Source organism: Streptomyces sp. NBC_00433, from assembly GCA_036015235.1.
Classification (GTDB): Bacteria; Actinomycetota; Actinomycetes; order Streptomycetales; family Streptomycetaceae; genus Actinacidiphila.
This window is the reverse complement of sequence record CP107926.1, coordinates 5,152,373-5,165,118: the sequence shown is the minus strand read 5'-3', so window position 1 is coordinate 5,165,118 and position 12,746 is coordinate 5,152,373. Positions and strand designations below refer to the sequence as shown.

7 protein-coding genes are annotated in these 12,746 nt (G+C 71.9%); 4 read left to right on the top strand and 3 right to left on the bottom strand.

Annotated features, from left to right (window positions below; translation table 11 throughout):
* Nucleotides 1-7 precede the first annotated feature (7 nt).
* Nucleotides 8-946: an SDR family oxidoreductase gene (locus OG900_22165; protein ID WUH92541.1), complete on the bottom strand. Its 939-nt coding sequence runs from the start codon at nt 944-946 to the stop codon at nt 8-10.
* Between the two features lie 73 nt (nt 947-1,019).
* Here OG900_22165 and OG900_22160 point away from each other — a divergent pair, with 73 nt between their 5' ends.
* Both OG900_22160 and OG900_22155 read left to right on the top strand, forming a co-directional pair.
* Nucleotides 1,020-1,790, top strand: a complete 771-nt coding sequence (locus OG900_22160) for a hypothetical protein (GenBank protein ID WUH92540.1) — start codon at nt 1,020-1,022, stop codon at nt 1,788-1,790.
* A gap of 235 nt (nt 1,791-2,025) precedes the next feature.
* On the top strand, nt 2,026-3,498 hold the full coding sequence (locus OG900_22155; protein ID WUH92539.1) for an MFS transporter: 1,473 nt from the start codon (nt 2,026-2,028) through the stop codon (nt 3,496-3,498).
* A 15-nt stretch (nt 3,499-3,513) separates the two neighbouring features.
* Here the strand turns inward: OG900_22155 and OG900_22150 are convergent, their stop codons facing one another.
* Nucleotides 3,514-4,026, bottom strand: a complete 513-nt coding sequence (locus OG900_22150) for an O-acetyl-ADP-ribose deacetylase (GenBank protein WUH92538.1) — start codon at nt 4,024-4,026, stop codon at nt 3,514-3,516.
* A gap of 207 nt (nt 4,027-4,233) precedes the next feature.
* Complete coding sequence (locus tag OG900_22145) at nt 4,234-9,387, bottom strand: caspase family protein (protein ID WUH92537.1); 5,154 nt, start codon at nt 9,385-9,387, stop codon at nt 4,234-4,236.
* Between the two features lie 567 nt (nt 9,388-9,954).
* Between OG900_22145 and OG900_22140 the strand changes: the two genes are divergently transcribed.
* Both OG900_22140 and OG900_22135 read left to right on the top strand, forming a co-directional pair.
* Complete coding sequence (locus OG900_22140) at nt 9,955-11,307, top strand: cation:proton antiporter (protein WUH92536.1); 1,353 nt, start codon at nt 9,955-9,957, stop codon at nt 11,305-11,307.
* Nucleotides 11,308-11,669: 362 nt separating this feature from the next.
* A complete protein-coding gene (locus tag OG900_22135; protein ID WUH92535.1) occupies nt 11,670-12,659 on the top strand; it encodes a hypothetical protein in 990 nt (329 codons plus the stop codon).
* Nucleotides 12,660-12,746 lie beyond the last annotated feature (87 nt).

Genomic DNA, 12,746 nt, shown 5'->3' with positions numbered 1-12,746 from the left:
GGGCAGGTCAGCGGTAGTCCTCCGGCGTGCCGTCCTTGCCGCCGTAGCGGACGTCCTCGAAGTACGCCCACGCGTCCGGCCTGCTGCCGTCCACGTCCCGCACACCGTAGGCGCGGGCCAGCTCCGCGCTGGAGGTGGACTTCCGGTTCCAGCGGGCGGCCCGGTCCGGGTCGGCGGCGAGGGCGGCGACCGCGCGGGCGAGGTAGTGCGGCGACTCGGCGATGGCGAAGTCCGGCTCCTGGGCGACGGCGTCGCGCCAGGTGTCCTCGGTCACACCGAAGTAGGTGAGCATCTGCTCCGAGCGCAGGAAGCCGGGCGTGACGGCGACCGCCGCGCCGCCGTATTCCGCCAACTCCTCACCCAGGCCGAAGGCGATGCGGATCGGGGCGTTCTTGGCGAGGTCGTAGAAGAGGTTCTCGCGGTAGCGGCGGTTGGTGGCCGCGGTGCCGTCGGTGACCTCGACGAGCAGCGGGCCGTCGGAGCGGATCAGCAGCGGGAGGACGAGCGCGGCGGTGATCACATGGGAGCGCACGCCGAGTTCGAGGATGCGCAGGCCGTCGGCGAGCGGCGTCTCCCAGGTCTTCTTGCCGAAGACCGAGCCGGCGACGAGGTGTTCACCGCCCCAGAGGTCGTTCACCAGGATGTCGAGCCGCCCCTGCTCGCGGTCGATCCGCGCGACGAGATCGCGTACCCGGTCCTCGTCCAGGTGGTCGGTCGGCACGGCGATCCCGGTGCCGCCGGCCGCGGTGACCAGTTCCGCGGTCTCCTCGATGGTCTCCGTGCGCCGCCCGACCTCGCTGACCCGCTCGCGGGTGGTGCGCCCGGTGACGTAGACGGTGGCGCCGCCGCGCCCCAACTCGACGGCGAGCGCCCGCCCCGCTCCACGGGTGGCGCCGGCGACGAGGGCGATCCTGCCGGTGAGTCCGGTGGGGGAATTCGTATCCATACAGCCCATGGTGCACGCCAGAATGCCCGGAGCGGGCCCGAGCCGGGCCCGGCACCAGGGGGGTTGAACCGGGATGACCAGAACGAGACGTGCCTGCGCTGTCGCCGCCGTGTCCGCGGTGCTCGCGGTGGTGAGCGGATGCGGGGGCGGTACGAAGGCCGGCCCGGCGACGTCCCCGGCCACGACTGCCGCCGGCGCGGGCGCACCCGCCACCGCCTCCGCGGCCGCCCCCGCCCCGCCGCCCGTGCCGGTGCCCACCTTCACGGCCGCGGCGGCGGTCACGGTGCGGACGCTGACGTCACTCACCTTCAAGGACGGCGCCACGCCCGGGACTTACGACATGCCGGTCACAGCCCTGACGAAGGAGGCGGCCGGGACCCGTACGCGCCCGCCGCTCACCCCGGCGGCCTGCCAGGACGTGTGGGACATCGTCTACGGCAAGGCCGCCCCGGCCGGCGTCAGCCAGCTGATCAACTGGAAGGCCGACATCTTCCCGGGAGCCGCCACCCTCACCGCCTACCCGCACGGCACCGCCGCCGGTGTCTTCCGCGTGCTGACCGCCGACCTGTCCCTGTGCCGTACCGTCTCCGGCGTCGACGCAGGCGGCAGCCGCTACACCGACCCGATCGCCCGGGAGGCGGCCCCGAAGGCGGGCGACCAGGCGGTGCGCTTCCAGGAGGCGGCCACCCTGCCAGACGGGGACGTCAAGTACACCGACCGGGTCGTCGTCCGGGTCGGGGACGTCATCGCCGCCTTCGACATGGTGGACGTCGGCAGGCGGACCCCCTTCCCGGCCGCCCTCCTCACCCGGGAGGTCCAGCGCCTCGCCGCCGCGCGGCGCTGAGGCCCGCGGCAGGCACATCGTCGTCTTCACCCCCTGCCTGCTGCCCCCGGGGGTGAAGCAGCAGCAGCTGTGACCTCACCCGCCCCGGCGCGGCGGGCCGGAATACGCCAGACGGCGCGCATTCGCCGACCGTCGAACGGGTGACTTCAGCGGCTCCGCTTGGCGGAAGAGCGGCATCGGCGGTCCAGCATTGTGACAACACGCTATTTCCGCCGAAATGAGGAGAAGCCGACCCATGCGACAAGGTCCGCTCGCCGGGCGCTACACCGTGGTGGCGACGATGGTCGTCTTCGCCCTGGTGCCCTTCCTGGCACTCTCCGCCGCCCTGGGCCCGCTCACCCCGCAGATCGCCCATGACCTGGACATGAGCAGGCAGGCGATCGACGTGACGACGGGCATGGCCAACGCCGGCTACGCGGTGGGCACCGTCCTGGCGGTGCAGTTCGCGCAGCGGCTGCCGCAGCGCCGGATGCTGCTCGTCTACGGCACCCTGCTGGTGATCGGCTCGGTGCTCACCGCGGCGGCGCCCGACGCCGCTGTCTTCATCGTCGGGCACATCCTCCAGGGCCTGTGCACCAGCCTGCTGCTCATCGCGGCCGTGCCGCCGCTGATCATCGGCTATCCGGCGACCCGGCTGCGCGAGACCGCCGTGGTCCTGAACGTGTGCATCTTCGGCGCGGTCGCGCTCGGCCCGGTGGTCGGCGGCATCCAGGCGAACTCCCACGCATGGCGGCCGCTGTTCTGGATCATCGCCGGGGTCGCCGTGGCGGCGCTCATCCTGTCCCTGCTGACCTTCCAGGAGACCCCGCCGGCCAATCCGGAAGCCCCCGTCGACGTCATCGCGCTCGGGCTGGCCCTCATCGGATGCGTGGCCGCCTTCTTCGGCGCCTCGGAACTGCTCACCCACCGCTTCCTCGACGCCAGGGCGTCCGGGCCGCTGCTCGGCGGGCTGCTGCTGATCATCATCCTCTTCGTCCACGAATACACCGCCAAGAACCCGCTGCTGTGCGTGCGCAGCCTGGTCAGTACGCTCCCGGTCGCCGGCATCGTCGCCGCCATCTGCGCGGCGGCCGCGTCGGTCTCGGCGATCTCGCTGACCCTGACCTCGCTCGCGGGACGCTACTCGCCGCTGCACCTGGGGCTGCTCTACCTGCCGGAATTCGGCGGCGCCGTGATCACCGCGTTCGTCTTCGGCGCGGTCTTCCGCACCCGCCTGCTGCACTACTTCGTCCTCGTCGGCCTGGGCTTCCTGACCGTCGGCATCGTGGTCATGAACGCCGCGGCCCCGCCCACGTCCGCGCTCGTCGCCGTGGGCTCCGGCCTGGTCGGCATCGGCGTCGGCTCGTCCGTCGTCCCCGCGCTCTTCATCGCCGGCTTCTCGCTGCGCTCGAACAACGTGCAGCGCGTCTTCGCGATCATCGAGCTGCTCCGGGCGGTGGCCGCCTTCCTGATCGCCCCGATCCTGCTGTACATCGCCGCCAACGTCGGCGACAACCTCGACTCGGGCACCCGGACGGCCCTGTGGATCTGCTTCGGCCTCGCGGTGGCGGGCGCGGTCGTCGGCGCCGCCTTCTACGCCCTCGGCGGGGTGCGCCCGCCGGAGCCCTCGGTGCAGGACTGGCTCAGCGGCGAGCGCCCCGGCTGGTACTCCCCGCCCCTCTTCGCCCGCCTCACCCGGCGCAAGGAGCACGACGACACCTGCGTGTGACCGCACCCCCGGGCGTCACCCGCGGTGCAGCCCCGCGAACACCGCGTACGAGGTCTCGTCGAAGAGCACGAACCGCACGTCGGAGACCGCGGTGTCCGCGCGGCGCACCGTCTCCAGTGCGATACGGGCCCCGTCGTCGAGCGGCCACCCGTAGATCCCGGTGGACACCGCGGGAAAGGCCACCGACGCGGCCCCCAGCTCGTCGGCGACCCGCAGCGATTCCCGGTAGCAGGACGCGAGCAGCGCCGACCGGTCCTCGTCCGCCGACCACACCGGCCCCACCGTGTGGATGACCCACCGCGCCCGCAGCCGCCCCGCCGTCGTGGCCACGGCCTGCCCGACCTTGAGGCCCTTCCCGTAGTGGGAGGCCCGCAGCTCCCTGCACGCCGCGAGGATCTCGGGCCCACCCCGCCGATGAATGGCCCCGTCGACCCCGCCACCGCCGAGAAGCGACGAATTCGCCGCGTTGACGAGGGCGTCGGCCTGCTGCACGGTGATGTCGCCCTGCACGAGCGAGATGGTCGTCATCACCCCATGCTGCCGTAGAGCGCGGCACTGGCACGGTCGCCCACGACGCCGCCAACCGGGTTCCGGCCAGAGCCCCGGCAGCGCGAAGACGACGCCCGCGACGACCCAGGTGTCCCCCGGCCCGCTCCCGTGCGCCGGCCGCACGGCGGCCCGCTCGTACGGAATCCGGCAGCTTCGCAGGCCGCGACGCTTCCGTGGGCTGCCGTCTCAGGCGGTCGGCGCCGAGCGGGACTTGCGGCCCGGCACGCGGCCGTCGGCCGTCGCCTCCTGGCGGGGGAAGACGACGCCCGGGGGAGGCGTGAAGCCGAGTTGTTCGAGGCGTGCCCACACCTGGCCGGGCTCCTGGTCCTCGGTGACCGCCGTCTGCAGGATGTGGGTGAGGGGCACCGGGGTGGCGAAGCCGAGGGTGGGGGCCCGGCGGTTGCCGGTGACGCCGAGGAGGGCCAGGTCACCCCGGCGCAGGGTGGTCCGCCACACGGGATGGCCGGCGGCCTGGCCCGTGATCCCGTAGCCGAGCGCTCTGTAGCGGTCCGCCACCCACTGCGGAGTGCGTTCCAGGGTCGCCGCGGCGACGACCAGGTGCTCCAGGCTGATGTCCTCCTCGACTTCGCGCCACGGCCTCGTGCTGTCGGGGTCGCCGCCGAGCAGGGTCAGGTCGTCCTTGCCCAGGGTCGTGCGCCAGGCGGCCAGGCCGACGGCCGGCTCGTCCGTCCGGTAGCCCAGCAGGGCGAGCCGCTCTGCGACCTGCTCCGGTGTGGACTTGGTGGCGGCCGCCGCTGAGAGGAGATGGCCGAGGGGCACGTCACTGGCGGGGTCCAGCCACGGGTACACACTGTCGAGGTCCCGGCTGAGGATGATCAGATCCCTGGCGCCGCGCGCCGACCGCAGAACCTGCGCGTCGACCTCGGCCGTGACGTAGCCGAGTTGGCGGAGGCGGGCCGCCGCCTCCCGTGCGCTGTAGGCCGTGACCCTCGCGGCGCCGAGGACATGCCCGGCCGACACCTCGGCCATCGGGTCGAGCCAGGGCTTCGCGCCGTCGAGGGACTCGCTGATCAGCGTCAGGTCGTCGTCCGAGAGCCTGCCGGAGCGAGGCCACTCGCCGACGCCGTCGTCCGTGACGTAACCCAGTCGCGTGAAACGGTCCGCGACCTGCCGGGCTGTTCGTTTCACGGTCATGGCGGCGGCGAAGAGGTGACCGGTCGGGATGCGAGCCCCCGAGGGAATCCACGTCCTGGTCCCGTCCTCATTGACCGACCGCTGATCCCGCAGCTCCCGGCTGAGCAGGATGCGGTCGGACGCCGTGAGGACGACCTCCCAGGCGGGATGGGTGCGGGCGTCCGCGGCCACGCTCAGGCCCAGGCGGGTGAGCCGTTCCGCGACCTGTCGAGGCGTGGAGCCCGTCTTGGCCGCCGCGATGAGCAGATGCTCGACGGGCGGCGTGTCCGTGGTGTCGAGCCACGGCGGCGCGCCGTCGCAGTCCCGGCTCAGCAGAATGCAGTCGTCCTTGCGCAGGGTGGTCTGCCACGCCGGGTGGGTGGGGGCGTGATCGGGCCAGTGATGGCCGAGTTCGGTGAGGCGTTCGGCGATCTGCCGCGGGGTGGTCTCCAGCTCCGCCGCGACCCCGAGGACATGGCTGAGCGGGACCTCGTCGTCGGGTACGAGCCAGGCGTTCGCGCGGCCCTGGTCCGCTCTGAGGATGGCCAGGTCGTCCTGACTGGCCGTCGCCGTCCCCGGGACGTACCGGGTCTCGGGGGTCCGGTAGCCGACCCGCTCCAGCCGGTCCCGGATCTGCCGTGGCGGGGACTCCTCGGACAGGGCCATCTGCAGGATGTAGCCCATGGGAACGGGGGCATCGGTACGCAGCCAGCCGCCCGGCGCCTCGCCGGGCGGCGCCACGACCGGCCCGTCGCCGGCCGGCTGGTGCGGAACGCTGCGGAATTCCCGCTCGTCCTGGCCGAGGAGGCAGAGCCGGGCCACCAGCGGCGGAAGGGTCACGTCCAACTGCTCGGCGGCCTCCACCAGGTTCCTCTCCACGGGCCGTCCCACCGCGAGTTGCGCTCGAAGGATGGCCTCGTAGTCGTAGATCTGCCGTTCGCCCACCCTTTGCAGATTGAGCAGCAGGGCGTCGCTCGGCAGGGCCACCGGCGGCGATTCGGCGTCCGCCAGGCCGATACCGGGCAGCAGCCCCGCCTTGGCCCAGGCCCTGGCCCGCCAGTCCGCGACGAACGGCGGGAAGTTCGTCAGTATCTCGTTGGCCTGGGCCAGCAGCCGGCGGTCGGCGTCGTCCTTGGCCGGTTTGACCGACGGCTCCCCGGCCTTGGCCCCCGTCTTCGCGGCCCACCGGAAGATCTCCGGGACGAAGCAGCCGACGACGGCGATGTCCGCCTCCCGCCCGCCCAGTTGCCACCCCGGGAGGCCGTGCTCGACGGCGGCCCGCAGCACGGTGTCCGCCAGGCCCGGCCGCTCCTTGGCCAGTTCGCTCAGCCAGGACGGCGTCAGTATCCCGGCTCCCTCCCGCACCAGGGCGTCGACGCGGTCGGCGAGCAGCGGGTCGACGGCGATCGCGGCGGGGTCCCGCGGGTGGTTGCGGTCGATGGTCAGGTCGGGGGCGGCCGTGCCGGTGAGGTTGACCACCGCGCCGAAGACCGGGTGGGTGATCCAGATGCCGTCCCTGAGCACTCCGCCTTCGCCGGGGCACCACCAGACGCCCGGCGATCCGCCGGTCGCGAGGGACATCGTGCCGTGGCGGGCGACCCGCTCGGTCAGCCTGCCCGCGCGCAGCCGGAAGACCTCGTCCGTGCCCGCCTCCGACGCCTCCAGGTCGTAGTCGCTCGTCCAGACCCACCGCCCGAGCACGTCGTGCAGCGGCGGCAGGTCCAGGTCCTGCTTCAGGTACAGGCGGACCGTGGTGCCGGCGTCGATGCCCGGCAGGGGCTTGATGTGGAAGAGGGCGCCGGGGCCTGAGATGTCGATCTGGAGGCCCTGGCCCAGCTCGCCGTCCCGGTTGAGCCGCCGGGTGACCACCCGGATCTCGTCCGCCAGCAGGAAGTACGAGTAGACGCCGATGCCGAAGATGCTGTTCGGCTGCAGCTGGATGCCGGCACGCCGCCAGTCGACCTGCTCCTCCAGGTACTCCTGCGAGGTGGTGAACCGCTTGCCGCCGCGGGCGAAGAGCTTCTCCAGCTCCTGCTCGCCCATGCCCACGCCGTTGTCCCGGCACTCGATGTACGGGCGGCGGTCGTCGTGGCCGCGGACGAAGGTGATCTTCCCGCGCCAGTCGCCGCCGGACTCGGCCTCCCCGCGCTGGTACCGCAGGAAGGCCAGCCGCCGGTCCCGGTGGCGGCAGGCGTCCAGGGCGTTCTGGAACAGCTCGCGGATCGCGGCCTCGGGGTGGTGGTAGATCTGCTGGCCCATGAGCAGCTCGCGGACGCTGTCGTCGTCCAGGGTCAGCCGCATCTCGGTGAGGCTGAACCGGTCGTCGGGGCCCGGTTGCACGCCGAGGGAGCTGTAGCGCAGCGGGATGACGTCGCCGAGTGCGGCCGCCTCGGGGAGGCCGTTGTCCGGGTGGGTCACCTGGAGGACGTAGCGGTCCATGGCGATGACGTGCGCGCGGAGCACCGAGGCGACCTCGGGGGAGGCGCATTCGGCGCCGAGGTCGTAGCCGACGGTGCCGGAGCCGTCGCGGGACAGCCGCTGCCAGCTCCAGAAGCGCTCGCGGAGCACCTCGGGGGTGAAGGAATTGCCGGCGTTGACGTGGTCGATGGCGGTCGGCAGGGCGAAGGGGTCGATGGCCATCTGCTGGGCGACGCTGAGCAGCCGGACGATCAGCCCGGCCCTGATGTCGGTGTCGGTCGTCGGCTTGCCGACCTTCAGCCGGGGGTCGGGGCTGGCCAGCAGCGCCGACATGAGGGGGTCGAGCACCTGTTGGATTGTCAGATTGCCGTAGAGACCGAAGAGCCGGCGCAGCATCGTGCGGGACGGCCCGTGGTCCTCCTCCAGGAGCGCGCCGACGGCCTGCAACGGGTCGGGCTTGCGCTCGATGAAGGCCCGGTTGAGCACCCACTGGCGGTAGAGCCACCAGCAGATGGCCCGTGCGGCCGTCTCGTTGCCGCGGCGGACCGCGGACCTCGCGCGGCGCACCGCGTCGGGCCGCCGCTCGAGGAACTCCCGGTAGCTGCCCCGCGGCCCGTCGTATCCGTGCGCCGCCGCGTGCTGCTCGCCGAGCAGGTCCCTTTCCGGGTCGGTCGACTTCAGGGACTCGCCGAGCGCCCCGTCCCACCAGGTGGCGCAGACGAAGGGCATCAGGCCGACGAGCAGCGCCTCCGCCTGGTTGAGCAGTGGTTCGCCGGCGCGGCCGCAGGCCCTTTTCACCATGTCGGTGAGGTGCTCGCACATCCGCACCGCGAAGCCCGTGGAGCGCCACGGGTCGTTGGCGAGCCGTGGTTCGGCCTGGCAGCTCCGGGCGAGCCGCAGGACCAGCTTGCGCGCCAGTTCGACCGTCGCGTCCAGTTCGGCCGCGTCGGGGGCCCAGCCGCGCAGGAAGGTCTCGACGGCGTCGGTCCACTGCTCGTATTCCAGCGGGAGCCTGCGCGGGTTGGGGCCGAGCGCCACGTGGGGCATGCCGTTCTGCAGGATCTGCGGGGCCTGCTCGGGTAAGCGGGCGCGGGCGTACCAGAAGAGGCTGTCCATGCCCAGGTGGGTGGGCTCGACACCGTCGGGCGCGCGGTCGACGCCCTGCTCCAGGCCTTCGATGAGCTTGCCGGTGAAAGCGGTGTAGCCGTGGCCGTCGCTGTCGTCGGCCGTCCGGTCGGCGGCCGACGAGGTGACGATGTGCCAGCCCTCCTCCATCGTCAGCTCCTGGAGCTGCTCGGCCGTCAGCGGCGGCTCGTCGCCGGACAGCACGCCCTGGGCGGCGACGCCGCTGAAGCAGCAGTCGAGGATCAGGATGCGCACCCGGGCCCGCGACTTCCGCAGGATGCCCCTGACCTCGCCGAAGTCGAGGCTCTCCCAGTCCGGGTGCGGATACTCGGCCTCGCTGAGGACGAGGTAGAGCCGGTCCTCGTTCCCCTTCTGCAGCGAGATCGCGTGCCCCGCGTAATAGACGAGCAGGACGTCCTCGGCCTCGGTGGCGGCCTGTCCCAGTGCTTCGAGCACGACCCGGCCGCGCGCCGGGTTGAGCAGCGGGGCGGGGCACGATTCGCCGTCGAAGACGGCCTCCGCGCGTTCGCACAGCAGGTGGCGCAGCCGCCGGACACCGCTGTCGACGTTCGCCAGCTGCTGGAGCCGGGTGCTCGGGTGGTATTCGGTGGTGCCGATGAAGACTGCCCGCGAGGTGGCCTTGTCAGGGGGCTGCAGCTGCATCGGCCTCCCCTTCACCGTCCGGCGGCATGGCAGTCAATATACCCAGCCGTCCAGGCCGCCGAGCGGCTTCGGGGACCTTGCCGCGGGGGTCCGGCAGGCCGCCGCCGCGCCCGTCCGCTCCCGTGTGCCGGGTAATGGACGCGGAACACCCGCCGGACATCACCTCGCCGCCGACAACTCCGGTGCGGTCGCGCGGAATTGTTTCCGCCGCGTAACACCGCGTCTCCCGCTATACGTTTGACGTCGGCATTTCGTTGATCCGAATGCGCGGCGGACACGTTTTGCGGGCAATACGGGGGACGGCCGGGGCGCCGGGATTCCGTAGACGGAGCAGCGCGTGCTCATTACACTGGCACGCAATCCGGCGAGGTCGGACCGCCTGGCCACAGAATGTGCGAAGGCCGAGAACCCATGTTCTGCGCGCGACGCGTCCGAATAGCCGGTCCGGTTCGACACACTTGATGTTTGCCACTGATCAGCTTGCCCGGCAACTCCCAGGTTGCACGTGTCCCGCCGCGCGCTATCCCGATTCGGTCTGCCGCAGTCCTCCCGTGAGGAGAACAGCAAATGACGTCAACGCTCGCCCTCAAATCGCTCGCGCCGCACGCGGACTTACAGGTTGCGCAGATGCTCGCGGGCATCGCGTTCGTGCTGGTCGTAGGTCTGGCACTGGGCAGTCTGGCGCCGCGGTTCCGCCAACCCGCCGTCATCGGTGAGGTGCTGGCCGGTATCGCGCTCGGGCCCAGCGTGCTCGGGCAGTTCCCCGGCGACCTGACGCACAAGCTCTTCCCCGCCGAGTCCAGACCACTGCTGTCCGCGGTCTCCCAAGTCGGCCTGGTCCTCTTCATGTTCATGGTGGGCTGGGAGTTCGAGAAGCGGATCCTGCGCCCGCACCGCGGGGTCGCGGCCGCCGTCTCGCTGTCGTCGGTCGCCTGCGCCTTCGGCCTGGGCGTCGCCCTGGCGACCTTCCTCTACCCGCACCACAACACCGTGGCGGGCCACCACATCTCCTTCCTCACCTTCTCGATGTTCCTGGGCGCCGCGATGTCGGTGACCGCCTTCCCGGTGCTGGCCCGCATCATCACCGACAGCCGCCTCGGGCACACCCGGGTCGGCACGCTGTCGCTGGCGAGCGCGGCCGTGGACGACATCATCGCCTGGTGCATGCTGGCCTACGTCTCGGCGCTGGTGACCTCGGGCAGCGCCCGCGACCTGGCCCAGGTGCTGTCGCTGAGCGCCGTCTACGTCGTGGTGATGTTCTGGGTGGTGCGGCCGCTGCTGGCGCGCATGGTGGGCCTCTTCGCCGGCCGGCAGCAGTGGCGGGGCCTGTTCGTGCTCCTCGCCTCGGGCACCTTCCTGTCCGCCTACGCCACCACCTGGATCGGCATCCACAGCATCTTCGGCGCGTTCCTCTTCGGCTTCATCATGCCGCGCGAGCCCGCGCGCGAACTGGTCGAGCACCTGCGCAAGCCGCTCGACAACGTCAGTACGATCCTGCTGCCGGTCTTCTTCATCGTGACCGGCCTGGCCGTGGACGTGAACGGGCTCGGCGCCCGCCAGTACGTGGAACTCGTCGCCATCGTCGCCGTCGCGTGCCTGGGCAAGCTGATCGGCGCCATCGCACCGGCCCGGGTCTTCGGGCTGTCCTGGGTGGAGTCGAGGGCACTCGGCCTGCTGATGAACACCCGCGGTCTGACCGAGCTGATCATCCTCAACACCGCCGTGCAACTCGGCGTCCTGGACAGCCAGATGTTCACCATGATGGTGATCATGGCCCTGGTGACCACGGCACTTGCCGGGCCGCTGCTGCCCAAGAGCAGTGTGCTGATGGCGAGCACCACCGTGACCATCCCGCCGCCGGAGGGCGACGGCGGCAAGCCCACGGAAGGCGAGTCGGCCGACTCCAAGATCCAGGCCTGACCGCTTCCCCCGACATCCCCCCACGCCGCGGACGGGGGGCCGGCGGCCACCACCCGCCGGCCCGCCCTCCGGCCGGTGTCGTCCCTCCGGTGTCCGCGTCGCCAGTTGCCGCCCGCCTCCTGCCGGACCCGCACGCCTGCCCGTGCCGCGGCGGTCCCGCGCCTGAAGCGCCCACCCCGCAGGCCCGGTCGCCGCCGTCTGACCGTCCGGGTACTACGGCTCCTACGCCGGCTGGGTCCGGCCGGAACGGCCTTACGTATCAGTGGATTCGGCGGAATTCCCGATGTGTCTCCGCAGGAGGGAGGAATCGGTCACGATGTCCGCGGAGAACACTCTCCGCGGATCTGACCTGGGGGGTTCCCATGATCCTGCACAAGGGCTACGGGCAAGAGACCGACGACTACCGCGGCGTCCGCGACCAGGCGGAGTTACAGGAGACGGTCGCGGCGCTGGAGGCGCTGACCGGGCGGACCGCCTCCACCTTCGCCCAGCCGGGGGCGATGGTGCGCTCGCCGGGCGTCAACTACGTCATCGGGCACGGCGGGCCGGGCAGCGTCGAAGGCAGGAGACCTGACGAATTCGTCCAGGAGTTCGTGGGCCGCGGGCTCGCGAACGACGACACGATCGTCCTCGTCGCCTGCTGGGCGGGGGCCACCGGCGGCAACGGCTTCGCGGAAGGCCTTGCCGCGGAATTCCGCAAACTCGGCAGGACCGGCGTGACCGTCAAAGCGCCGAAGAACATCATCCACTGGAACAGCAACGGCCCGGTGCTCGTCGACGACTACCCGGAGGAAGCGAAGCTGAAAGAGGCGCTCAAGGCCCTCACCGTGGGCGAGGGCAAAGCCTGGAGCGGCTACGTGCAGGGCCTCAGGACCCATATCGGCGCCGCCGTACAACTCGCGATCACCACCGACGCGGAGGGCACCCGGAACCGGATCCTGCAATTCGCGGCGGCCCGCCCCGAGGACAACAAGGCGAAGTACATCAACGGGATGGTCACCCGCGCGTCGGCGGGCGCCCCGCACGCGGCGACGCTGACGGAGATCGTCAACGGCGCCGCCGCCCACCCGAGCGGCACCGACGTCGCGGTGGGGCGCATGCGCTGGTCGAAGGAACTGCGCGACCTCCTCACCGACCTCCACGTCCTGCACGCCCCCGGCACCGGCCAGGCCACCGCCCGCACGGAGATCAGCGCCTCCCTGCTGACCCTCCGCACCCAGCTGACCGCCCTGTGGCCCGCCTACAGCCACGACTACTACGACGCGATCCGCGCGATGGGCAACCCCTTCGCCTCGGCGGACGCGGGCTGGGTCACCTACGACGACGCCCACCCCGCCGGCCTCGTGCACTAGGGCCTTTCCGGCCCCGCGGGGCCTGCCATCCCTCGGACCGGGTCGCGCGCCGGCACAGGGAGCGGAAGGGCGGGTCGGATTCCTCGT

What these genes read in the sequence shown, in the direction of transcription:
- OG900_22165 (WUH92541.1), bottom strand. Translation starts at nt 946, where the DNA reads ATGGATACGAATTCCCCCACCGGACTCACCGGCAGGATCGCCCTCGTC.
- OG900_22145 (WUH92537.1), bottom strand. Translation starts at nt 9,387, where the DNA reads ATGCAGCTGCAGCCCCCTGACAAGGCCACCTCGCGGGCAGTCTTCATC.
- OG900_22135 (WUH92535.1), top strand. Translation starts at nt 11,670, where the DNA reads ATGATCCTGCACAAGGGCTACGGGCAAGAGACCGACGACTACCGCGGC.
- OG900_22160 (WUH92540.1), top strand. Translation starts at nt 1,020, where the DNA reads ATGACCAGAACGAGACGTGCCTGCGCTGTCGCCGCCGTGTCCGCGGTG.
- OG900_22140 (WUH92536.1), top strand. Translation starts at nt 9,955, where the DNA reads ATGACGTCAACGCTCGCCCTCAAATCGCTCGCGCCGCACGCGGACTTA.
- OG900_22150 (WUH92538.1), bottom strand. Translation starts at nt 4,026, where the DNA reads ATGACGACCATCTCGCTCGTGCAGGGCGACATCACCGTGCAGCAGGCC.
- OG900_22155 (WUH92539.1), top strand. Translation starts at nt 2,026, where the DNA reads ATGCGACAAGGTCCGCTCGCCGGGCGCTACACCGTGGTGGCGACGATG.